The 22,085-nt window shown below is 61.0% G+C and carries 20 protein-coding genes and 1 tRNA gene; 6 read left to right on the forward strand and 15 right to left on the reverse strand.

Translation table 11 applies throughout. The annotated features are described in order from the left end of the window. Positions 1–21: 21 nt before the first annotated feature. Positions 22–792: an SDR family NAD(P)-dependent oxidoreductase gene (locus tag FHW37_RS11455; protein ID WP_145636353.1), complete on the forward strand. Its 771-nt coding sequence runs from the start codon at positions 22–24 to the stop codon at positions 790–792. A gap of 183 nt (positions 793–975) precedes the next feature. Here FHW37_RS11455 and FHW37_RS11460 read toward each other — a convergent pair whose 3' ends face one another. The 3 genes from FHW37_RS11460 to FHW37_RS11470 all read right to left on the reverse strand — a co-directional run bounded on the left by FHW37_RS11460 (position 976) and on the right by FHW37_RS11470 (position 6,475). Further along, positions 976–4,158, reverse strand: a complete 3,183-nt coding sequence (locus FHW37_RS11460; RefSeq protein ID WP_145636355.1) for an efflux RND transporter permease subunit — start codon at positions 4,156–4,158, stop codon at positions 976–978. Positions 4,159–4,269: 111 nt separating this feature from the next. Next, positions 4,270–5,448 carry an efflux RND transporter periplasmic adaptor subunit gene (locus FHW37_RS11465; RefSeq protein ID WP_145636357.1) on the reverse strand — a complete coding sequence of 393 codons (1,179 nt, stop codon included), beginning with the start codon at positions 5,446–5,448 and terminating at the stop codon, positions 4,270–4,272. Between the two features lie 229 nt (positions 5,449–5,677). Next, positions 5,678–6,475, reverse strand: coding sequence for an alpha/beta hydrolase fold domain-containing protein (locus FHW37_RS11470; protein WP_432442855.1), 798 nt, complete (start codon positions 6,473–6,475; stop codon positions 5,678–5,680). A gap of 162 nt (positions 6,476–6,637) precedes the next feature. Here FHW37_RS11470 and FHW37_RS11475 point away from each other — a divergent pair, with 162 nt between their 5' ends. After that, complete coding sequence (locus FHW37_RS11475) at positions 6,638–7,573, forward strand: LysR family transcriptional regulator (RefSeq protein ID WP_145636361.1); 936 nt, start codon at positions 6,638–6,640, stop codon at positions 7,571–7,573. A gap of 35 nt (positions 7,574–7,608) precedes the next feature. On the opposite strand, the gene FHW37_RS11480 is transcribed toward FHW37_RS11475, so the two are convergent. The 9 genes from FHW37_RS11480 to FHW37_RS11520 form a co-directional block, all read right to left on the reverse strand. Beyond that, positions 7,609–8,358 carry a BA14K family protein gene (locus tag FHW37_RS11480; RefSeq protein ID WP_186458229.1) on the reverse strand — a complete coding sequence of 250 codons (750 nt, stop codon included), beginning with the start codon at positions 8,356–8,358 and terminating at the stop codon, positions 7,609–7,611. Between the two features lie 161 nt (positions 8,359–8,519). Next, positions 8,520–8,595 (reverse strand) — tRNA-Lys (locus FHW37_RS11485). A 245-nt stretch (positions 8,596–8,840) separates the two neighbouring features. Further along, positions 8,841–9,761: a PhzF family phenazine biosynthesis protein gene (locus FHW37_RS11490; protein ID WP_145636363.1), complete on the reverse strand. Its 921-nt coding sequence runs from the start codon at positions 9,759–9,761 to the stop codon at positions 8,841–8,843. A 53-nt stretch (positions 9,762–9,814) separates the two neighbouring features. Next, complete coding sequence (locus FHW37_RS11495) at positions 9,815–10,570, reverse strand: NUDIX hydrolase (RefSeq protein WP_145636365.1); 756 nt, start codon at positions 10,568–10,570, stop codon at positions 9,815–9,817. After that, positions 10,567–11,676 (reverse strand): endonuclease/exonuclease/phosphatase family protein, encoded by a 1,110-nt coding sequence (locus FHW37_RS11500; protein ID WP_145636367.1) that lies wholly within the window; start codon positions 11,674–11,676, stop codon positions 10,567–10,569. The genes FHW37_RS11495 and FHW37_RS11500 overlap by 4 nt, the downstream gene beginning before the upstream one ends. Before the next feature lie 48 nt (positions 11,677–11,724). Beyond that, complete coding sequence (locus FHW37_RS11505) at positions 11,725–12,753, reverse strand: ABC transporter ATP-binding protein (RefSeq protein ID WP_145636370.1); 1,029 nt, start codon at positions 12,751–12,753, stop codon at positions 11,725–11,727. After that, positions 12,741–14,435 carry an ABC transporter permease gene (locus FHW37_RS11510; protein ID WP_145636372.1) on the reverse strand — a complete coding sequence of 565 codons (1,695 nt, stop codon included), beginning with the start codon at positions 14,433–14,435 and terminating at the stop codon, positions 12,741–12,743. The genes FHW37_RS11505 and FHW37_RS11510 overlap by 13 nt, the downstream gene beginning before the upstream one ends. A 12-nt stretch (positions 14,436–14,447) precedes the next feature. Continuing rightward, positions 14,448–15,449 carry an ABC transporter substrate-binding protein gene (locus FHW37_RS11515; RefSeq protein WP_145636374.1) on the reverse strand — a complete coding sequence of 334 codons (1,002 nt, stop codon included), beginning with the start codon at positions 15,447–15,449 and terminating at the stop codon, positions 14,448–14,450. Positions 15,450–15,607: 158 nt separating this feature from the next. After that, positions 15,608–16,852, reverse strand: coding sequence for a PLP-dependent aminotransferase family protein (locus tag FHW37_RS11520; protein WP_145636376.1), 1,245 nt, complete (start codon positions 16,850–16,852; stop codon positions 15,608–15,610). 195 nt (positions 16,853–17,047) lie between these two features. Between FHW37_RS11520 and FHW37_RS11525 the strand changes: the two genes are divergently transcribed. After that, positions 17,048–17,500: an RbsD/FucU family protein gene (locus tag FHW37_RS11525; protein ID WP_145636378.1), complete on the forward strand. Its 453-nt coding sequence runs from the start codon at positions 17,048–17,050 to the stop codon at positions 17,498–17,500. Positions 17,501–17,660: 160 nt separating this feature from the next. Here the strand turns inward: FHW37_RS11525 and ilvC are convergent, their stop codons facing one another. Next, complete coding sequence (ilvC, locus tag FHW37_RS11530) at positions 17,661–18,680, reverse strand: ketol-acid reductoisomerase (protein WP_145636380.1); 1,020 nt, start codon at positions 18,678–18,680, stop codon at positions 17,661–17,663. Positions 18,681–18,721: 41 nt separating this feature from the next. Then, positions 18,722–19,360 (reverse strand): TetR/AcrR family transcriptional regulator, encoded by a 639-nt coding sequence (locus tag FHW37_RS11535; RefSeq protein WP_145637985.1) that lies wholly within the window; start codon positions 19,358–19,360, stop codon positions 18,722–18,724. Between the two features lie 220 nt (positions 19,361–19,580). Between FHW37_RS11535 and FHW37_RS11540 the strand changes: the two genes are divergently transcribed. Genes FHW37_RS11540 through FHW37_RS11550 form a run of 3 tightly spaced genes read left to right on the forward strand, consistent with a single transcriptional unit; the run spans position 19,581 to position 21,084 of the window. Further along, a complete protein-coding gene (locus FHW37_RS11540; protein ID WP_145637986.1) occupies positions 19,581–19,904 on the forward strand; it encodes a DUF4087 domain-containing protein in 324 nt (107 codons plus the stop codon). Between the two features lie 43 nt (positions 19,905–19,947). Next, the gene (locus tag FHW37_RS11545; RefSeq protein ID WP_145636381.1) at positions 19,948–20,667 is read left to right on the forward strand and encodes a helix-turn-helix transcriptional regulator; all 720 of its coding nucleotides are present in this window, start codon (positions 19,948–19,950) and stop codon (positions 20,665–20,667) included. 45 nt (positions 20,668–20,712) lie between these two features. After that, positions 20,713–21,084, forward strand: a complete 372-nt coding sequence (locus tag FHW37_RS11550) for a DUF1330 domain-containing protein (protein WP_145636384.1) — start codon at positions 20,713–20,715, stop codon at positions 21,082–21,084. Between the two features lie 62 nt (positions 21,085–21,146). On the opposite strand, the gene FHW37_RS11555 is transcribed toward FHW37_RS11550, so the two are convergent. After that, positions 21,147–22,055: an AraC family transcriptional regulator gene (locus FHW37_RS11555; RefSeq protein ID WP_145636386.1), complete on the reverse strand. Its 909-nt coding sequence runs from the start codon at positions 22,053–22,055 to the stop codon at positions 21,147–21,149. Positions 22,056–22,085: the final 30 nt, after the last annotated feature.

Raw genomic sequence — 22,085 nt, forward strand, 5'->3', positions numbered from 1 at the left:
GTCTTGAGGGAGGACAAGTGCATGATGGAGATTTCGGCGCTTTACGCGGACCTGTCGGATTGCGGCGTGCTTGTCACCGGCGGCGGTTCCGGCATCGGTGCGGCGCTGGTCGAGGGTTTTGCCCGCCAGGGCGCCCGCGTCGCCTTCATCGATTATGCGGATGGCCCGAGCCAGGAGCTTGCCGCGCGCCTGTCGGTGACATCCCCTCACCCGGTCCTCTACCTCAATGCCGATCTGCGCGACGTCGCAGCAACGAAAAACGCCGTCGATACGGCCGCCGAACAGCTCGGTTCGCTTTCCGTCCTCGTCAACAATGCCGGCTGGGACGACCGGCACGATTTCGATACCGTGACCGAGGAATACTGGGACAAAAGCCAGGCGATCAACCTGAAACAGGTGTTTTTCGCGTCTCAGGCTGCCGTCCCCCATATGCGCCGCGCCGGTGGCGGAACGATCGTCAACTTTTCGTCGATCGCCTATCTGCTCAATATGGGAGAAATGCCCGCCTACACGACCGCCAAGGCCGCCATTATCGGCCTGACGAAAAGCCTGGCTGGCCGGCTCGGGCCTGAAAACATCCGCGTCAACGCCATCCTGCCCGGCATGATCGTCACGGAACGTCAGAAGGAGCTCTGGCTGACGGAGGACGGCATGTCGGCCATGGTGGCGCGGCAATGCCTGAAACGTCTGCTGCTGACTGAAGATCTCGTCGGCCCCTGCCTCTTCCTCGCCTCGAAAGCTTCCTCCGCCATGACCGCCCAGACGATCGTCATCGACGGTGGCGCGCTCTGAACAACCGATCTGCCCGTTAAAACGAGATCGGCGGCGAGCGGCGCGCATCTACCCCCACGATAGATGCACTCCGATCGCCGCCGTTCCTGCATGAACCTGCACGGCCGACGAGCCGGACAGGGATGATGTGAAAAAGCCGCGCGGGATACGACTGGAGAGATCCCGCGCGGCCTGGAGGCCAGCTTACTCCGCTGGAGAGAGAGCGGGCGCCGCCTCCGTACCGTGCTGCCGCAGAGGGCGACCGCCGGTAAGCAAACGGGCCAGCATGTAGAAGACCGGCGTCATGAAGATGCCAAAGAAGGTGACGCCGATCATGCCCGAGAACACGGCGATACCCATGGCGGAGCGCATTTCCGCGCCCGCACCTGTCGAGACAACGAGCGGCACGACACCCATGATGAAGGCCATGGAGGTCATCAGGATCGGACGCAGACGCAGCCGGCTCGCCTCGACCGCGGCCTGGAACGGCGTCCTGCCGTCGAATTCCAGTTCGCGGGCAAATTCGACGATCAGGATCGCGTTCTTCGCCGAGAGCCCCACCAGCACCACCAAGCCAATCTGGGTGAAGATGTTGTTGTCGCCCCCCGTCAGCCAGACACCTGTCAGGGCCGCCAGCACGCCCATCGGCACGATCATGATGATCGCAAGCGGCAGGACGAGACTTTCATACTGCGCGGCCAGCACGAGATAGACGAGCAGCAGCGCGAGCGGGAAGACGACGATGCTCGAATTGCCGGCAAGGATCTGCTGATAGGTCAGGTCCGTCCATTCGAACTCGATGCCCGGCGGCAGGGTTTCGGCAAGGATCTTTTCGATCGCCGCCTGTGCCTGGCCGGAGGAGAAGCCCGGCGCCGGACCGCCATTGATATCGGCGGCCAGAAAGCCATTGTAACGGGTCGTCCGTTCCGGACCTGCCTGTGCATCGACCTTCAGAAGCGCGGAAAGCGGGATCATCTGACCGGATTGCGAACGCACCTTCAGCTGACCGATATTTTCTGGCTTCGCACGGAACTGCGCGTCTGCCTGCACCCGCACGCTGTAGGTACGGCCGAAGGCATTGAAGTCGTTCACATAAAGCGAGCCGAGATAGATCTGCAGCGTCTCGAACACGTCCGTCACCGAGACACCGAGCTGCTGTGCCTTGGCACGGTCGAGATCGGCATAAAGCTGCGGTACGTTGATCTGGAAGCTCGAGAAAATGCCAGCCAGTTCAGGTGTCTGATAAGCCTTGCCGATGACGGCCTTGGTTGCCTCGTCGAGCGCCTGATATCCAAGACCTGCACGGTCTTCGATCTGCAGCTTGAACCCGCCCGTCTGGCCGAGACCGTTGACCGGCGGCGGCGGGAACATGGCGATGAACGCATCCTGGATGCCGGCATATTTCTGGTTCAGCGCCATGGCGATTGCGCCGCCGGAAAGATCCGGTGTCGTGCGCTTGTCGAAATCATCGAGAACCGCGAACACGATGCCGGAGTTCGAGCCGATGGTGAAGCCGTTGATCGACAGGCCCGGGAAAGCGATGGCGTGGGTGACGCCAGGCTGTTTCATCGCGATGTCGCTCATCTGCTTGATGACGCTCTCGGTGCGGTCCAGCGTTGCGCCATCCGGCAGCTGGGCGAAACCGATCAGATATTGCTTGTCCTGCGCCGGCACGAAACCGCCCGGCACCGCGTTGAACATGCTGTAGGTGGCACCGATCAGGGCAAGATAGATCACCATGACCAGGCTTTTGCGCGACAGCAGCCCGCCAACGGTACGACCGTAACCATTCGAGGCAGCCCCGAAAACCCGGTTGAAGCCGCGGAAGAACCAGCCGAACAGAAAGTCCATCACCCGCGTCAGGCCATCTTTCGGCGCATGGTGGCCCTTCAGGAGAAGAGCGGCCAGAGCCGGAGACAGGGTCAGCGAATTGATCGCAGAGATGACGGTGGAGATGGCGATGGTCAGGGCGAACTGCCGGTAGAACTGGCCGGACAGGCCACTGATGAAGGCGAGCGGCACGAAGACCGCGACGAGCACGAGGGCGATCGCGATGATCGGTCCTGACACTTCCTTCATCGCCTTGTAGGTCGCATCCCGCGGATTGAGACCGTTCTCGATATTGCGCTCGACATTTTCAACGACGACGATCGCGTCATCGACGACGATGCCGATCGCCAGCACCAGACCGAACAGCGTCAACGCGTTAACGGAAAATCCGAACAGATACATGACGGCGAAGGTGCCGATGACCGAGACCGGAACCGCGATCAGCGGAATGATCGAGGCACGCCAGGTCTGCAGGAAGATGATGACGACGAGCACGACGAGTGCGATCGCTTCCAGCAGGGTATCCAGAACCTTCTCGATCGAGGCACGCACGAACTTGGTCGTGTCGTAGACGATCTCGAACTTGACGCCTTCCGGCATCGCCTTCTGCAGATCGTTCATGGTCGCCTGAACGGTATCGGCGATCTGGATCGCATTCGAACCCGGAGCCTGCAGTACGGCGATGGCGACAGCCGGCTCGCCATCGAGCAGCGAACGCAGCGTATAGTCGGCCGCGCCCATTTCGACACGGGCGACGTCACGCAGACGCGTGATCTCGCCGTTTTCGCCGCTCTTGACGATGATATTGCCGAATTCCTCCGGCGTCTTCAGGCGACCCTGCGCATTGACGTTGAGCTGCAGGTTGACGCCCGGCTGGCTCGGCGAGGCACCGATAATGCCGGCCGCGGCCTGGACGTTCTGCGAGCGGATGGCATCGCTGATATCGCTTGCGGCAAGCGAATGTTCGGCCGCCTTCTGCGGGTCGATCCAGACGCGCATCGAATAATCGCCGGCGCCAAACACCTGAACCTGGCCGACGCCTTCGATCCGGGCCAGCCGGTCCTTGACGTTCAGCGTCGCATAGTTGCGCAGGTAGGTAATATCATATCGGTCGCTGCTCGAGACGAGATTGACGACCATGATGAAGTCGGGCGAGCTCTTTGCCGTTGTGATACCAAGCGCCCTCACCTCGGACGGCAGACGCGGCTCGGCCTGGCTGACGCGGTTCTGCACCAGCTGCTGTGCCTTGTCCGGGTCGGTCCCGAGCTTGAAGGTGACGGTGACGTTGAGCACACCGTCCGATGTCGCCTGGCTAGACATGTAGAGCATGTCCTCGACGCCGTTGATCTGCTCTTCGAGCGGGGTGGCGACGGTTTCGGCGATGACGGCCGGGTTTGCACCCGGATAGCTGGCCCGTACGATGATCGATGGCGGCACGACTTCCGGATATTCGGAAATCGGCAGCGACCGCATGCCGATCAGGCCGGCGACGACGATGAGGATCGACAGAACGCCGGCAAAGACCGGCCTGTCGATAAAGAATCTGGAAATATTCATGTTGGATCCCTCTCTCCAGGGAAGACGTTCGAAACGCAGGCGTCCTTCCCGCAGCCTTGCGGCTGCAGGCGGAAAGACGCCGACGCTTTATCGTGGTGGTATTGGGTTACGTTATTTCGCGGCGACCTTGGCCTCGTCCTGCGGAGCGACGATGGCACCTGGCCGGACGCGCTGCAGGCCGTTGACGACGATTCTGTCGCCGGCATTCAGGCCCTTGGTGACGATCTGCATGCCGTCGATCGAGGAACCGAGCAGAACCGGCCGGTAGTTGACCTTGTTCTCGCCATCGACGACGAGCACGAACTTCTTGTCCTGATCGGTGCCGACAGCCTTTTCGCTGATCAGCAGCTGCTCCTCCGGCTTCGGCTGACCGAGCTTGACGCGCACGAACTGGCCGGGGATCAGCCTGCCGCCGGGATTGCCGAAGACAGCGCGGACACGCACCGTGCCGCTCGAGGCGTTGACCTCGTTGTCGATCAGTTGCAGCTTGCCCTTCACCGGCTTGTCGTCGCCAAGCGTGGTCACTTCGACCGGAACCTGATCAATTGCCGGAACGCCATCGGCGACCGGAAGCTCGGCCATGATACGGGCAACGAGTTCCTCATTGGCGTCGAAGCTCGCATAGATCGGATCGATCGACACAAGCGTCGTCAGCGGGGTGGCGGACGAGCCTTCGGCGACGAGGTTGCCGAGCGTCACTTCCAGCTTGCCGACGCGGCCGGCGATCGGTGCACGGATCTCGGTATAATCGAGATTGAGCTGGGCGGATTTCAGCGCCGCCTTGGCGGACTGGAGATTGGCGACGGCTTCGCTGCGGGTGCTCTGGCGCTGGGCAAGATCACTCTGCGAAATCGTGTTTTTCGCCACCAGGTTCTTGCCGCGCTCCAGTTCGGAATCGGCAAGCTCCAGCTTGGCCACGGCCGAAGCGACCTGACCTTCTGCCTGGGCAACGGCTGCCTTGTAAGGCTCCTGGTCGAGCGTCACGAGCACATCGCCCGCCTTGACCAGACCGCCTTCGCGGAAATGAACCGACTGGATCAGGCCGGAAACGCGCGGACGAATCTGCACCCGGTCGACGGCTTCCAGACGGCCGGAAAACTCCTGCCATAGGATCAGGCTGCGCGGCGCGACGGTCGCGACCGTGACCGGCACGGCCGGCGGAGCTGCAGCGGCCGCCGGCGCGGCATTGGCGCCCTGCGGCAGATCGAGATAGATGGCGGCGCCGACAATCAGCGCAGCAGTGCTCAGTCCGGTGCCCCACAGGGCCCAGTTCTTGATCTTCGATGTCATAGTGCTCTCCTGGCGGTCTCTGATCCGCCTGTCATTCCAGTTCAAATTCGGTGCAGGACCGAAATCGTTACCCGCAGCGCGAACATATTTCGCAATGCCGCGGGCGGATCGACACCCGAAACCGGGGCCGACAATGGCTTCACCCTAAAATTCTGGTCTTTCGTATCGTCTCATTCCGGCTCCGCGGGTCATCGGAATATTGCGCCTATTCCGTCTCGATCCGCCGAGCTTACGCCTGTAACCCTTCGACGAACCCGGAAAACTCGGCGCGCAAGCTCGCCATCCACTTTCCGGAATCGCCTTTGTAGATTCCCGTCCAGCCACAGCTTTCGGGAAACACTTTCTGCCTGACCGATACGCCGGATGCGGCGAGCCGCTCGGCATATCCGACAACCTCGTCATGCAGCGGATCGTCATCCGAGGTCACGACCAGAGCAGGCGCTACACCAAAGAGCCTCGAACAGAGGCAAGGCGCAGCATAGGGATGCTGAAAGCCGCAGGCGGAACGCAGATACCGGCTCCAGCCATCCGACCACTTTTCCCGCATGCCGATTTCGTCGGCCCTGCGGAAGGATTGCGTCGCCATCATCGGATCGATCATCGGCGACAGAAGGATCTGGCCGCTGAGCTCTCCCGGAAGCTGGTCCCGCGCCTTCAGCGCTGCACCAGCCGCCACATTGCCACCCGCCTCGTCGCCGGCGATGAACAGCGGCGAGCGGGCCGAACCGAACTGCTTGCGGCGCCCGGACAGCGATTTCAGCGCCATGAAGGCGCATTCCATCGCCTGCGGAAACAGATTGCTCGACGCCGACCCATAATCGGCCTCGACAACCACCGCCCCGGCTTCCGACAGGACCCTGCCGATCGGCCGTTCCATCTGCGGCCTGCCGTCGTCCTGAAAGGCCGAACCGCGCAGGTAGAGCACGATAGGCGGCGCCTTGGTTGCGATCGCCCCTTCATAGCGGCGAATGGGGATCGGCAACCCGGCCCACGCGATGTCTTCAATATTGTCCCAGGCCGCCATGATTCCGTCCTCGTTGCGAGCCTGCAGCATAGCGATGCCAAAGCCCGCTTGCCGAAAAACTTGATCCTGATATTATTATTCCTGGCAGATCGCACAAGCAGGCCGCATCGGCAACACTATTCCGAATACCGGAACAATGTTGCATCGCAAGAGGAACGTCAGGATATGGACCAGCTTTCGGCAATGCGCGTTTTCGTGCGCGTCGTGGAAACCGGCAATTTCACCCGTGCCGCCGCGACCCTCAACATTCCGAAGACAACCGCCACCAATATGGTGCAGAGCCTCGAGGCACATCTGCAGACCAAGCTGCTCAACCGCACGACGCGGCGGGTGATGGTGACGACCGACGGCGCCCTCTATTACGAGCGTGCGACGCAGATTCTCTCGGAAATCACCGAACTGGACGGCAGCCTGTCGAATTCGCAGACCCAGCCCTCCGGCCGCCTGCGCGTCGAAATGGCCGGCGCCTTTGCCGACCTCCTCGTCATCCCACAACTCTGCGACTTCTATCAGCGTTATCCGGAGATCAAGCTCGACATCGGCGTCGGTGACCGGCTGGTTGATTACATTGCGGAAAACGTCGATTGCGCGCTGCGCGGCGGCACGCCGAAGGACCAGTCGCTGATCGCCCGCAAGGTCGGCGAACTGAGGATGAAATTTTACGCCTCGCCGGATTATCTCCGCCGATTCGGAGAGCCGACCCATCCGAGCGAACTCGAAGAAAAACACATGTCTGTCGGTTACCTCAACGCGACAGCGGGTCGGGTCATGACCATGGATGCCTGCCGCGGCGATGAAGTGCTCGAACTGACGCCCCGCTATGTCGTGTCGGTGAATGACGCGCGCAGCTATGTCAGCGCCGCCCTCTCAGGCATGGGCATCATCCAGTCAGCCTGGTTCATGGCGAAGGATTCGGTCGAAAGCGGCAAGCTGGTAGAAATCCTGCCCGGTTGGGAATGCGAGCCTTTGCCGCTCTACATCGTCTACCCACAGACCCGCCACCTCTCCAACAAGGTGCGCGTCTTCGTCGATTGGCTGGCGAAACTGGTGCAGAACATGAAGGCTGAGGAAAACCGGGAACAGATTCGCAAGGCGAGCTGAACCGAGCGGCTTTGTAACCGCCCTTCCCTGATCATTTAGCCGAACGGAGACTGGCAGGCTTTTCGAGGCCCGCCATCGAAAGGCTGATAGCTGTTGTCGCCGGCGCGGTATGAACGATAACGCGCAGAGCACCATTCGTCATGCGATCCGGACGTGTCGCCGGAAGCAGAAGCACCCGCCGTCTGAACGGGTACGACGTTCTCATCGCCCTTAATCGCCGCATTCTGCACCAGCGCATGACTGCCCTCTTCATCGCCAGCGGAACCATCGGAAGCAGCCATGTCGCCAGCCGCTGCAGCCATGTGCTGTGCCTGTCCAGGCAATTCGCATGGCCTGCGGGGACCGCCATCATAAGGCTGGTAGCTATTGTCCTCGATTCGATAGGAACGGTAGCGCGCAAAACACGACTCGGCCTGAGCCGTATCAACGACTGGGGGCGCGCCTACGGACGCGACAGACGCGGGCTGAGCATCGGCCGCAACAGTTGCTCCCGGCGCCTCTGACGAGGCCGCTGCGGCCTTTGCAGGCCCACGGGCTGCAACCATGACATCAGGCAGGTCGGAGGCTGGCACATCGGCCGCCAGGACCGGCCCCGGCACGCGCTCATAAGCCTGTTTCTGGGTATCGATCCTGACCGGCTCTGCAGTCCAAAGATCGGGCGTATCGAGATGCGCGAACCGGTGCGGCGCGGGATCCGCGATCATGTAGGCGCTGACTGCCATGCCGCCGATAAACACGACGACTGCCGCAACCAGACCCGACAACAATATCAGAATTGCCTTCACCTTGGCGCTCCGTTCCATGACTTTGCGCAGGCAGAATGCGGCCAGGCGACAAGGGTTCCCATCGCACTGCAAAAACACTTAGACTGTGTCGGAAAACCAATCCTGAAAATGATAAAGGCCCCGCGCTGCGAGGCCTAACCATTTGTAATCCTGAGAGGATTTGGTGGGTGATGTAGGGCTCGAACCTACGACCCGCTGATTAAGAGTCAGCTGCTCTACCAACTGAGCTAATCACCCGTACCGTTTGCTGCGACCGCGTCGCTGCCGGTGAAGGGGCGTATAAAGAGGAAGTTTCGGCTTGTCCAGCGGCTGTCGCAAAAAATATACGTAGCACCGGAAAAAAATTCACGCCGGCTGTGGATGCGGCGCGCCCAACCCTCGAAAAAGCCCGGAAAACCGGGATTCTTGCCAGTCTTCTCAATATCTTACGAAAATCGCTTTTTTTCATTCGGCACCAGCCGTTTCCACAGCCCGCACCAGACTCAGAGATGAAGAAAACCGTCGGCGACCTTTACCGCCTGACCGCCGATGCGTGATTTTGCGATCACACCGTCCTTCACATCGATATTGAGATAGATGAAGGAAGGCCGTCCCATCTCGACGCCCTGCTCGATCAGCAGTGGATGATGCCCGTCAGGCAGACTATCGAAATGACGGATCGCACCGCAGAGAGCCGCTACCGCCCCGCCGGTCGCCGGATCCTCGGCAATCCCCATATCCGGCGAAAACATCCGCGCGTGAAATTTCGCCTGATGATGAACACCGCCGCGGCAATAAACATAGGCCGAGGCCAGCGAGCCTTCGACGAAGGGCGCCGCCTTTTCCCAACGGGCCGTATCGAATTCCAGGCTCTGCACCGCGGCCAGATTGTGCAGCGGGATCATCAGGAATGGCACGCCGGCGCTCCAGATCGAGGCGACATGGTTCTCGAAACCGATATCGGTCGACTTGACGCTCAGCGCATCCGAAAGGCTTTGACGGTCAAGCGGCAGTTCGATGCGCCATGGCCGTTTCGGCAAGTCGAATTCGGCAAAGCCCGCCTGCCCGGCCCGCAGCCGCACCGCACAGCGCACCGGCCCGATCGTTTCTTCCAGCATGCAGACCAGATCAACCTCGGCGGAACCGCCGGTACCCTGGTTGCGCTCGGCAAGCGCAACGGCCGCACCGACCGTCGGATGACCGGCGAATGGCAATTCCTTGGCGGGGGTAAAAATTCTTAGCCGCGCCGCATGCGCCGGGTTGTCGCTGTGCTGGACGAACACCGTTTCGGAGAGGTTCATCTCGCGCGCAATGGCCTGCATGGCCGGCCCCTCCAGCCCGTCGCCATCGAAGATCACCGCAAGCGGATTGCCGGCAAGCTTCTGATCAGTGAAGACGTCGTAGATGCTGTAGCTGCGGGCCAAACGAAACTCCTCCTCGAAAGTTCATTCGGCGCAAAACTGCCCGAGCCTCTCGATCAACGCAACCCCACGTTCCGCGCCTTGTCAAAATACCAGCCGAGCACCGGCAGCATGGAACTATGATAGGGTTGCGCATCGGGATCTGCAGACCAGATCGCGACCGCGCCGGCGATCTCCTTGTCCTCGGCAACCTGCATATGGGCTTTTATGCGTTCGATCATCTGCTCCGCCGTCAGGTCGAACCGGAAGAGCCGGAAAATCGTGACCACGGGGCCCTGATGGCTGGCGTGATAGTCCGAAGCGATCGTCGCCGATGCCAGATCGAGGCCCGTCTCTTCGAGCACTTCACGCCGCATATTGGACGCGACGTCGCAATATCCATCTATGACGTCCTCGGGTTCGAACGACCCGGCAGCGAAATAGACCTGGCCGGCATTTGCCGTATGCGCCCCCATGCGGATCGCAACGAGCGCGCCATCCGCGGTCTCGATAGCTGCATAGGCGGAAATGTGGACACCGCCCGATCGCGGCATCTGACGCCGCCACCAGATGAAGGCGGAAAAAGGCGTTACGTATCCTTCCGCGTGAAGCACCCCGTCCTCAAGACTGGCGCGGAAATTGAAGATCATCCGTCCATCAAAAAGCGCCGGATTGGCTGTGATCTCGCTGTGCCAGTTGCGAGTGATCGCCTCGCCATTCTCGTCGAGCACCGGATGCGTTCCCGGAAGGACGCGCAGCTTCACATCACCAAGTGGAGACACGATGCTATCGCCTGGCCAACCGATCAGTCCGTCCGGGTTTTCCGTCGTCATGTCAGATCGATCTCCATCACGACGGGGCAATGATCGGAGGCTTTCGGCCGGTCCCAGCCGATCCGCGGGAACCGCTCCACCTCCTGCCCTGGCGGAAACGGCGTACGGAACGGCTGGCCGCCGCGGATGATGTCAGGCACTGAATTGGCGTTCTTTTCCGCAAGCGCGGGCGACAGCCAGATATAGTCGAGCTGGCAGAGATGCTGCTCCTGCGGCCCGCGCTGGTGGTAGAGCGTCCAGCGATCCATCACATCGCGCCGCGTCATCGGATTGACCGCAAACCCGTCATGGCTGAAGACGTCGAGCGCACTCACCTCTTCCCTGCGCGGCTCGAAGCGAAAACCTTCCCGACGGGACCCGATCACCTGCACCTTTTCCTGGTAATCGTTCATGTCGCCGCAAATGGCGAAATTCTTTTCCGCAGTCCGTCCCTTGCCGAAGCGCTGTTCGACGATTGTCCGCACGGCCTGCGCCTCGGCGCGTCGCACAGCCATCGTGCCCGTGCGCCCGTCCTGCCCATCGCGCGCATTGCCCATCGATTTGAAATGCACGACGAACAGCGACAGATGCCGGCCGCCGATCTTCAGATCCAGTTCCAGGCAGTCGCGTTTGAAAATCTTGTCATGCGGTTTGAAATCGAGCGCCAGCTCGTCGTTGAAAAGGCCGAGCTGATCGTAGGTCGCCATCGCGTGGCTGCGGATGTCCAGAACCTCGATCTTTTCGCCCGTACGCGTTTCCGTCCGCATAAGGACGGCGACATCGATACCGCGCGAATCATTGCCCTCGACCAGATATTTCTGGCGGTAACCGCTGCCGACCATCCGGTAGAGATACCCGTATTCGAATGCCTCCAGCGCCGGCATGTTGTCGACTTCCTGCAGGCAGAGAATGTCGGCATCCGCATCCGCGATGGCCAGCGCCGAGAGCTGACGGGTATCGTCTGTCTCGGCGATCATCCGCGCCTGTTCCAGCTGCTCGTAGACGGCCTTGTCCTGCACGTCATAAAGCTGCAGCACACGATCCTGCCGGAAGCGATTGCGCCAGCCGGAGAAGTCGAAACGCGTCATCAGGTTTTCGATATTGAACGTTCCGAGGCGCAACGACATTCTGCATTCCCTGTGAGCGTCCAGCATAGCGGTGCTTGAGCGCCGTGGCTACAATCTCCATCCGGAACGGATGACGATGCCAAGCACATCCCCGACTTTCACCGGCTGGCGGCTGAAGGCGCGCAGAAGCTGCCCGTCGGCGAGTGCAAGCTTCAGCGCATACCGTTCGCCTTCGAACAGGACCGAAGCGACGGTGGCCGACATACCGCCTTCGACGATCTCGACATCCTGCGGCCGCACCAGCATGTCTGAACTATGGCCCGGCCGACGGTCGGTCAGAAGATGTCGAAGCGCGTGCCAGTCGAACAGGCGCTGCTCGCCGGTCAGGAGCGGGACCTGCAAAATGGATCCCTGCCCGATCAGCCCGCCCACCAAGGCGCCCTCCGGCCGTGCATAGATTTCCTCCGGCGTCGCGAGCTGCAAAAGCCGACCTTCGGACATGACGGCGACATCGGTCGCAAGCGCCATGGCCTCGGCCTGATCATGGGTGACATAGATCATCGTTGCGCCGGAACGGGCATGGAATTCGCGAAACGTCTCTTCCATCTCCTGACGCAGATGCCGGTCGAGATTGGCGAGCGGTTCGTCGAGCAGGACCACGGCCGGTTCGGTGACGAGGCAGCGGGCCAGCGCGACACGCTGCCGCTGACCGCCCGACAGATCGGCTGGACGACGATCGGCATAGGGTTCGAGACGAACGGTCGAAAGCGCCTCCATCACCTTGCGCCGCCGCGCCTCGCCGCTCACTCCCCTCACCTTCAGCGGATAACCGACATTGTCGGCCACCGACATATGCGGCCAGAGCGCATAGGACTGAAAGACCATCGCCATGTTGCGATGTTCCGGCGGCACCATTTTGCCGGCACCGGCAAGCGTGCGGTCACCCAGCTGGATCGTGCCGTCGCTCGGATGCTCGAAGCCGGCAATCATGCGCAGCACCGTCGTCTTGCCGCAGCCGGAAGGCCCGAGCAAAGCCAGGAAACCGCCGTCGCGTACCGAAATCGACACATCGCTGACGGCAGCGCGCGCACCGCCTTCATAGGTCTTGTAAAGGGAGTTGAGGGTCAGCTGCGCCACGGTATCACACCTTTCGGCAGCCGCTTCGCCATCAGCTCGAGGATCAGCATCATCACGATCACCATGACGACAACGAGAACCGAGAGCGCGGAAGCAAGATTGAAGCTGCCACTGTCATCGAGATTATAGATCACCACGCCGAGCGTCTGGGTGCCGGCCGACCACAAAAGGGCCGAAACGGTAAGCTCGTTGCAGGCGATGAGGAAAACGAGGATCACCGACGCCCCGGCGGCCGGACCGACCAGCGGCACGACGATATCCCACATCCGGCGCCCGAAGCCCGCTCCGGAAAGCCGGGCCGCCTCTTCCAGAGACGGATCGATCTGGCGGAAGGCGCTGACGACGGGTTTCAGGCTGACGGCGAGGAAATGAGAAAAATAGGCGATCAGGATGATCCAGATCGTCCCGTAGATCGAGAAGCCGAGTACCGGAAGCGGTGCCGCGAAGACGAGGATGAACGCGACCGCCGTCACCACGCCCGGCAGCGCATAGGGAATTTCGGCGATCGCCGACAGGACCGGCGCGATCCGCGAGCGGCTGCGCACGATGAAATAACCGATCAGCACCGAGACGAGCAGCAGACCGAAAGCGGTCGCCAGCGACAGGCCGATCGAATTGGTGAAGGCAATACGGGTGATCGCCTGCCGGTAGATGATTTCCTCATAGGCATGGAATGTCACCGTCTTGAGACTCAGCGGCACGCCATAGGCGGGCGCGAGCGAGCTTGCGATCAGCGCCAGCATCGGCATGACGAGGATGATCAATAGCGTCAGCCACAGAACAAGTTCTGCGAGGATACGCCACGGCCCCAGCGAAAACACCGCAACCTGGCCCGAAAGGCCAATCACCCGGTAATCGCGGCCGCGCAAAACACGCTCTTCGATCGCAAGGCCGATGACGGCGAGAATGGCGATCAGGCCCGACAGAAGCGAGACATCGGCAAAGGTATTCGGCCCGAAGGCGGCAAATTTCGAGTAGATCAGCGTCGGCAGCGTGTAGATCGAGGCCGGAATGCCGAGAATGGCGGGAATGCCGAAATTGCCGACGCCGGAAACAAAGGCGATCGCCGCACCGGCAGTAAAGCCCGGCAGCGACAGCGGCAGGATGATATCCTTCAACACGCGCCAGGAAGAGGCACCCGACAGGCGCGCCGCTTCCACCGCATCGCGCGGCAGGGCCAATAGGCCGGCCCGCAGCGACAGATAGACGAGCGGGGCATGCTGCACGCCGTAAAGAAGCGCGATGCCGCCGGCCGAATAAAGCGGCTGCGGCGAGCCGAGCGGCGGCGCAAGGCCGATCGCTTTCAGGAGCGCGCTGGAAGGACCGGTCATGCCGATCCAGGCCAGCGCCGTCACCTGCGGCGGGATCATCGTCGGCAGCATGAACAGGAAACCGATCAGCGTCTTGCAGCGCAGGTCGAACAGCGTCAGCAGCAGCGCAAAACCGCCGCCGAGCACGATAGCCGCCAGCATGCCGAAGAACGAGGTCGTGACGGTGTAATAGACCGACTGCCACAAAGCGGGATCGGTGATGAGGTCGCTCGCACCGCTCCTGAAGGCCGAGCTTATGCCGGTCGCGGCAAGACGGCCGAGCGGCAGCACGCTCAGGAGAAAGATGACGACAATGACAAAAGGAAACAGCCAGCGCGGCTGGCTGTTTCCACTTTTTGCAGATCCGAACATGGGACGCTTATATCAGCCCTTTACGGCAAAGATCTCGGAGAACGTCTTGACGTCCTTTTCCGAATTCTTCAGCGCTTCGGCCGGGTTGAGCGGCAGGACCTTGATCGTGTCGCGAGCCGGGAAACCGGCCGGAACCGGCATGCCGTTGCGGGCCGGGATATAGCCCAGCTTCAAAAAGCCTTCCTGGCCCTTGGTGGAGAGAACGTAGTCGATGAACTTCTTGGCAGCGTCGGCATGCTTGGTGCCAGCGAGGATCGCAGCCGGTTCGGTGACGGCGGAAACGCCTTCCTTCGGGAAGACGAACTCGACCGGAGCGCCCTTGGCCTTTTCGCGGATCGGCATGTAGTCGACGACGACGCCATAGGCCTTTTCACCCGAAGCGACGGCCTTCAGCACGCCGCCATTGCCACCGGCAGCGACAGCGCCGTTAGCCTTCAGCTGCTTGTAATAATCCCAGCCGAGGCTGGAAACGCCGGCAAGCGTCTGGGCGTGGATGAGAGCAGCGCCCGAAGCGATCGGGCTCGGCATGGTGACGAGGCCCTTGGCTTCCGGCTTGGCAAGATCAGCCCAGCTCGTCGGCTTCATGGCGGCCTGGGTGTTGTACATGATGCCGGTGGTGATCAGCTTGGTCGAATAGTAATAGCCGTCGGCGTCATAAAGCGAAGCGTCGTAATTGGCAGCTTCCGGCGACTTGTAGGCGAGAAGCTGCTTGGCTTCCTTCATGCGCTCAAGCGTGACGGTGTCGGCGATCAGGAGAACGTCGGCAACCGGATTGCCGGCAGCGATTTCGGCATTCAGCTTTGCCATGATCTGCGGAGTTCCATCGCGAACCCACTGAACATCGACACCCGGATTGGCGGCCTTGAAGCCATCGACGGTCGCCTGGGCGTCTTCGTTCGGCTGGCTCGTATAGAGAACCAGATCGGCTGCCGAAGCGGTGCCGGCGATCAGACCGACGGCGAAAAGTGCCGTGAAGGCGGAAAGTGCCGTGAAGGCGGAAAGGAGTTTGTTCATGGAGGACGGACCCTGTTTCAAGATGGGATGCGTTAAACACAGGTCCGTAACACGGATATGACACCCCTAAAATTCAGGGGTGGACAGGCTTGAAGCCGCTGGAAAGCATAAGGGCGGCATAACGCCGCCCTCGCCTCAATATTGAGATGGCTGTCGCCTCAGATGATCGGCAGCGCTTCCTGCTGCTCGGCATCGGCATTGGCGACCAGACGGCCAAGCCGCTTGATGCCTTCGTCGATCATCTCGGCATTGGCGCAGGAAAAACTCATGCGCAGCGTATTGGCATTGCTGCCATCCGCATAGAAGGCACGGCCCGGCACGAAGGCGACCTTTTCGGTGGCAATCGACTTCGCCAGAAGCTCGGCGCCGTCCATGCCTTCCGGCAGCGTCACCCAGACGAACATGCCGCCTTCCGGCTTGGTCCAGCTGGTGTTCTTCGGCATGTATTTTTCAAGTGCCGCCAGCATCGCATCGCGGCGCTCGCTGTAAGCCTTCTTGATCTTGGCGACCTGGGCATCGAAACCGCGCGAGGCGACATGTTCGATGGCGATCTGGTTGATCGTCGAGGAATGCAGGTCGGCCGCCTGCTTCATCAGGACCAGCTTGCGGATGACCGGCATGGCGCCGATGACGAAACCGACGCGCAGGCCCGGTGCCAGAGACTTCGAAAAACTGCCGCAATAGATCGTGCGGGTGTTTTCGATGCCGCCCTTGGCAGCGATATCCATGGCAAGGATCGGGGCGATCGCTTCGCCGTCATAACGAAGATGCTGATAGGCTGCGTCCTCGATGACGGCGATATCCAGTTCGTCGGCCAGCGCCAGCAGCTTTTCGCGGCCGGCCTTGTCGACGGTCTCGCCGGTCGGGTTGGAGAAATCGGCCGAGAGATAGGCAAATTTCACGTCACCGCCGAGCTTGGCTGCGGTCTCGCGATAGGCTTCCGGCGTGCGATTGCCGTTGACCGAAAGGTTGTCGTAATTCGGCTCATAGGCGTTGAAGGCCGAAAGCGCGCCGAGATAGGTCGGCCAGGTGACGAGCGCGGTATCCTTCGGTGACAGGAAAAGCTTGCCGAGATAATCGAGCGCCTGCTGCGAGCCGGACGTGATGAAGACGTTGTCAGCCGTACAGTCGATACCGATCTTGGCGACTTCCTTGACGATCCAGTCGCGCAGCGGCTTGAACCCTTCGCTGACCGAATATTGCAGCGCTGCGTTCACCTGCGGGCCGGAAAAGATGTCGTTATAGGCCGTCTTGAACTCGGCGTCGGGGAACAGTGCCGGGTCGGGAATGCCGCCTGCAAAAGAGATGATATCCGGCTGTTCCAGGAGTTTCAGCAGTTCGCGGATTTCGGATGCGCGCATCCGGCTGGAGCGCGTTGCGAAGATATGTTCCCAATCAAGCATGGAATGTTTCCTCAAATTTCAATTTTGTTGCGTCAGCTTTACAGAAGTTTCGACACGTCAGCAATACTGACCTATCGGAATGACATGTATTTTTTGTCCCTGCGACAATTCGTGACCACCCCTTGCGGGTGCTGTGATAGCAATGCGATTGCTGGTCGCCACATTTCGGCGACGCAGGCTTCAAGGAGGAGAAACATGCTCAAGAATATCGACCCGGCACTCAACGCCGACGTCCTTTATGCGTTGCGGTCCATGGGTCATGGCGACACGCTGGTGATCGCCGACACCAATTTTCCATCCGATTCGGTCGCCCGCCAGACGGTGCTGGGCCGGGTCCTGCGGATCGACAACGTTTCCGCCGCCCGCGCCATGCAGGCCATCCTGTCGGTCTTTCCGCTCGATACACCGCTGCAGCCTTCCGTCGGCCGTATGGAAATCATCGGAGATCCTGACACGATCCCCGAGATCCAGCGCGAGGTCCAGGCCGAGATCGACGCCGCCGAGGGCGGCTCCGCGCCGATGTACGGCATCGAACGCTTTGCGTTCTACGAAAAGGCCAAACAGGCCTATTGCGTCATCACCACAGGAGAGACCCGTTTTTACGGCTGCTTCCTGCTCACCAAGGGCGTCGTTCCGCCCAAGGCTTGATCTTGCTTGCTCCGGGCCGCGCGATATGGCGCGACCCGGAAATTCACTCAGTCCTGAGACCGATTAGTTGACGGCCTTGTCGACCAGCTTGTTTTTGCCGATCCCCCGCGTCGCCGCAGGCGCGCATCGAAAGATGCTCTGGATCGGCAAGCCACAGGTCTTAGTTGACGGCCTTGTCGACCAGCTTGTTCTTGCCGATCCAGGGCATCATGCCGCGCAGCTTGGCGCCGACTTCTTCGATCTGGTGGCTGTCGTTCATGCGGCGGATGCCCTTGAAGCGCGAGCCGCCTGCCTTGTATTCCTGCATCCAGTCCGAGGTGAACTTGCCGGTCTGAATGTCCTTGAGGACACGCTTCATCTCGGCCTTGGTCTCTTCGGTGATGATGCGCGGACCGGTGATGTATTCGCCCCACTCGGCCGTGTTGGAGATCGAGTAGTTCATGTTGGCGATACCGCCTTCATAGATCAGGTCGACGATCAGCTTCACTTCGTGCAGGCATTCGAAATAAGCCATTTCCGGAGCGTAACCGGCTTCGGTCAGGGTTTCGAAACCGGCGCGGATCAGCTCGACCAGACCGCCGCAGAGGACGACCTGCTCGCCGAACAGGTCGGTTTCGCATTCTTCACGGAAGTTGGTTTCGATAATGCCCGAACGGCCGCCGCCAACGCCGCAGGCGTAGGAGAGAGCGAGTTCGAGAGCGTTGCCCGAAGCGTTCTGGTGAACGGCAACGAGGCAGGGAACGCCGCCGCCCTTCTGGTATTCGCCACGAACCGTGTGGCCCGGGCCCTTCGGCGCGATCATGACGATATCGACCGAAGCCTTCGGCTCGATCAGGCCGAAATGGATGTTGAGGCCGTGGGCGAAGGCGATCGCTGCGCCGTCACGGATGTTGGCGGCGATATCGGCCTTCCAGATGTCGGCCTGCAGTTCGTCCGGGGTCGCCATCATCATCAGGTCTGCCCAGGCGGCAGCTTCGGCAACGGTCATGACCTTGAAACCGTCGGCTTCGGCCTTCTTGACGGTCGGCGAACCGGCCTTGAGGGCGATGACGACGTTCTTGGCGCCCGAATCCTTCAGGTTCAGCGCGTGGGCGCGGCCCTGCGAACCGTAGCCGATGATGGCAACGTTCTTCGACTTGATGAGGTTGAGATCAGCGTCCCGATCGTAATAAACGCGCATCGTATTGTTCCTTCCCTATGCGTGTAGCTTGTTGATGTTAATCATCGTCCGGCCGAGGCGCGAAAGGCCTCTGCCGGCTGTTTCTCGACGCCATGCAGGGTGAGGAAGGCATCGACCGCCCTCTCCGCCTGGCGCGTATTGTCCTTGAGGCCCGGTTCGCCGAGCAGCATGCGCACATGCAGGTCGGAAACGATCAGGCCATAAAGCGTGTGATAGGCGGCGTCGGCATTGTCGAACCGCAACAGCCCTGCCCTTTTTCCCGCATCGATCAGCGCCATGGCGCGGCGATCGATCTGCCGGCGGCCATGCTCGACGAGCAGCTTGCCGAGCTTCGATCCGCCCGGCCCCGACTGGCCGATCGCCAGACGATTCAGCGCCAGCGAAACGTCACCGGCCAGAACTTCGAGAAGATCACGGGCAAACACTTCCAGATGCTCGCGCAGCAAGTCGCTGTTCAGCCGCTCACCGGAACGCTCGAAAGTGCGAACCTTGCTGGCCTGATGCGCGATCATCGCAGCCAGCAGGCCCTCGCGATCGCCAAACCATTTGTAGAGGCTTTCCTTCGAACAGTTGGCGGCTCGCGCCAGCCCGGAAGTCGTCAGCCCCTTCTCGCCGCCTTCGACGAGAAGCCGAAGCGCCTGTTCCAGAACGGCGTTCTGGCGTGGCGAAAAATCGGGCATCTCGTTGGCGTCGGGTCTCACGGGTTCAATCCTTTTTCGGCCGGCATATTTGCGTACCGTACCGTACGGTTCCGTTCGTATAAAGCATCCGCGGCGATCGTCAAGCGGGATTTTGAGACGGATGTTTCTTTCCTCCGGAGGCGATAAGATCGCCGACAAACATGGAGATAATTTGATGCCGATTCGACACGCTTATGCTGCCGCATTCATCGCTCTCGTCATGCTGGCGCCCACCGTCGCGGCGGCGGCCGAAAATCGCTGCGGCTGGATCGAAAATCCGACGCCGCGGAACTGGTGGCTTGAGGATCGCGACAATACCTGGACGATCATGACCCAGGTCAGCGAGGAAGGTCCGGAGGGAATGGACCTGATCCCCGATATTTCCGAGCGCGATTACGTCAAGACCAATGGCAATTACGGTTATGCCTGCGCCTGCCTGAAGGTGGAGACGGACGGCAAGGAAACGATCACGAAAATCCTCTCCTTCAAACAGCTGAAGCTCGCCCAGTGCCGCAACGACAAATCGCTGAAATTCAAGGGCTGAGGCTCAGGCCGAAACACCGCATATGCCGAGGAAGGTTCTGTTTATGGTAAGAACGAGCCGTCTGTTTGAACTCTTAAAACTGCTGCGGGCACGTAGGACGCCCGTCACCGCTCTCGATCTGGCGCACGAACTGGATGTCTCTCAGCGAAGCATTTATCGTGACATCGAAACACTGCGTTCCCTGGGCGCACCTCTCGATGGCGAGGCGGGTATCGGCTACTGCCTGAGAGAAGGCTTTTTTCTTCCGGAATTCGCATTCTCGCAGGAAGAGATGGACGCGCTGATCCTTGGTCTGGGCTGGGTGCGGCAACGCGCCGACCCTGCGCTCGCGCAAGGCAGCGAAAGTGCCCTGGCAAAGATCCTCTCCGCTGGAAAGAACAGCCAGGCAATCAGCGAAGGGCCGCCTTCCATCGCCGCGGCGGCCTCGGCATCCGAGCGCGTGGATCCTCCCCAGGCCGCTTCATTGCGCGATGCCATCCGGCGGCAATGGAAAGTCATGATCAGCTATGAAGACGCACAGGGCGCCTTGTCGGATCGTACCGTCTGGCCAATCGCCATCGTCTATTTCGACGATGTGCGTGTGCTGGCGGCATGGTGCGAACAGAGATCGGCCTTCCGCCATTTCCGCATCGATCGCTTGCAGGTGAACACGATTTTGGAGGAACGTTACCCGGGACGTCGCCAGTCGATCATCGCGCAATGGCGAGAGCAGGATCGCGACTGGCGTTCGCTCCTGCCAGTTTCTGACACGGCGGCAGGCTAAGCTTTGACAAGGCACCCACCCGGTGTCCCGTCAAAGGAAAACAAAATGGTTTCATTGTCACCCGCCGCCATCGACGCCTTCCTCAGCGAGGAAGACGATACGCCCGTCGTCATGCTCAATCTCATCAAGTTCGAGCCGGATGGCGGTCGGGAGCGGTATTTGCAATATCTGCAGATGGCCAAGCCGATCCTGGCGCGATTTGGCGCAAAAATCCTGTTCGGCGGCGATGGCTTGCCGGTCCTGACGGCGGGTGAAGCACAGGGATGGGATGCGACCGTGCTGGTCCAGTATCCGCTGCGATCCGCCTTCAGGGACATGGTTGCCGATCCGGAATACCAGGTGGCGTTCAAGGTCGGTATATCGGCCATTGCCGATATCGTGCTTCAGCCCCTGAAGCCCATCGACGGCCTAGTCTGATGGCCAGCGTCTGACCGCAGCCACGGCAAATCCCTCAACTCACGAATTGAGGGATTTGCGTCTCACGCCATGACGCCACCCTCGCGAACAGCTTCCATATCCCTGGTTGGAGACACGCCGTAAAGCCGGCTGTATTCGCGGCTGAACTGCGACGGGCTCTGGTAGCCGACCCGGTGTCCGGCATTGCCGACGTCGAGCCCCTCCGCCAGCATCAGCCGCCGCGCTTCGTGCAGCCTCAGCTGTTTCTGGTACTGGACCGGCGTCATCGCCGTGATCGATTTGAAATGGTGATGGAAGGAAGAAGGGCTCATGCCGGCATGTTCGGCCAGCTCCTCGATCCTGAGCGGGCTTGCGAAATGGGTTCGCAGCCAGGCGATGGCGCGGGCGATGCGATTGCCCTGATTGTCGGAGACGGCCATGTTGACCAGCTGCCCGCCTGCCGGTCCGGTCAGGACACGATAGAGGATCTCCTGCTCGATCAGCGGCGCCATGGCCGCAATATCATCCGGACGATCGAGCAAGCGCATCAACCTGACGGCGGCATCCTGCAGTTCCGGCGTGGCGGCATTGACGATGATGCCGCGCTGGCCTCTGGCGGCATCCAGGCGCCTGTCGAGGCCCGTCCGCTCCATCAGGTCGAGAACCTTTTCGCTGCTGATCGCCACCGTGATGCAGAAATGCGGGACCTCCCTGCTCGCCTCGACAACCCGCCAAGCGACCGGAAGGTCGAGCGAAGTCAGGAGATAGTTTCCAGGCCCGTAATTGATCGTATCGCTGCCCAGCTGCACGCTTTTCGCACCCTGGATGACCATTGCGAAACACGGCCTGTAGCTGCCGTGGCAGGGTTCGCTCGGGTTCACGCGACGGCTGATCCCGAGCGCTTCGATCGCGGTGCGGACCTCGCCATCCTCGGCGATGAAACGCGAGGCGATCGAGGCAATCTCCTGATACGGGCTGAAAGGCAAAGTCATGCGGCGATCTTTCTGAAGGCGGAATTGCCC

The sequence above is a fragment of the Neorhizobium alkalisoli genome (genome assembly GCF_007829835.1).
Taxonomy (GTDB): domain Bacteria; phylum Pseudomonadota; class Alphaproteobacteria; order Rhizobiales; family Rhizobiaceae; genus Neorhizobium.

Coding starts and splice junctions, on each gene's coding strand:
- FHW37_RS11475 (WP_145636361.1), top strand. CDS start 6,638: ATGGACCAGCTTTCGGCAATGCGCGTTTTCGTGCGCGTCGTGGAAACC.
- FHW37_RS11495 (WP_145636365.1), bottom strand. CDS start 10,570: ATGACGACGGAAAACCCGGACGGACTGATCGGTTGGCCAGGCGATAGC.
- FHW37_RS11500 (WP_145636367.1), bottom strand. CDS start 11,676: ATGTCGTTGCGCCTCGGAACGTTCAATATCGAAAACCTGATGACGCGT.
- FHW37_RS11555 (WP_145636386.1), bottom strand. CDS start 22,055: ATGACTTTGCCTTTCAGCCCGTATCAGGAGATTGCCTCGATCGCCTCG.
- FHW37_RS11455 (WP_145636353.1), top strand. CDS start 22: ATGATGGAGATTTCGGCGCTTTACGCGGACCTGTCGGATTGCGGCGTG.
- FHW37_RS11510 (WP_145636372.1), bottom strand. CDS start 14,435: ATGTTCGGATCTGCAAAAAGTGGAAACAGCCAGCCGCGCTGGCTGTTT.
- FHW37_RS11520 (WP_145636376.1), bottom strand. CDS start 16,852: ATGCTTGATTGGGAACATATCTTCGCAACGCGCTCCAGCCGGATGCGC.
- FHW37_RS11525 (WP_145636378.1), top strand. CDS start 17,048: ATGCTCAAGAATATCGACCCGGCACTCAACGCCGACGTCCTTTATGCG.
- FHW37_RS11460 (WP_145636355.1), bottom strand. CDS start 4,158: ATGAATATTTCCAGATTCTTTATCGACAGGCCGGTCTTTGCCGGCGTT.
- FHW37_RS11515 (WP_145636374.1), bottom strand. CDS start 15,449: ATGAACAAACTCCTTTCCGCCTTCACGGCACTTTCCGCCTTCACGGCA.
- FHW37_RS11535 (WP_145637985.1), bottom strand. CDS start 19,360: ATGCCCGATTTTTCGCCACGCCAGAACGCCGTTCTGGAACAGGCGCTT.
- FHW37_RS11465 (WP_145636357.1), bottom strand. CDS start 5,448: ATGACATCGAAGATCAAGAACTGGGCCCTGTGGGGCACCGGACTGAGC.
- FHW37_RS11545 (WP_145636381.1), top strand. CDS start 19,948: ATGGTAAGAACGAGCCGTCTGTTTGAACTCTTAAAACTGCTGCGGGCA.
- FHW37_RS11540 (WP_145637986.1), top strand. CDS start 19,581: ATGCTGGCGCCCACCGTCGCGGCGGCGGCCGAAAATCGCTGCGGCTGG.
- ilvC (WP_145636380.1), bottom strand. CDS start 18,680: ATGCGCGTTTATTACGATCGGGACGCTGATCTCAACCTCATCAAGTCG.
- FHW37_RS11550 (WP_145636384.1), top strand. CDS start 20,713: ATGGTTTCATTGTCACCCGCCGCCATCGACGCCTTCCTCAGCGAGGAA.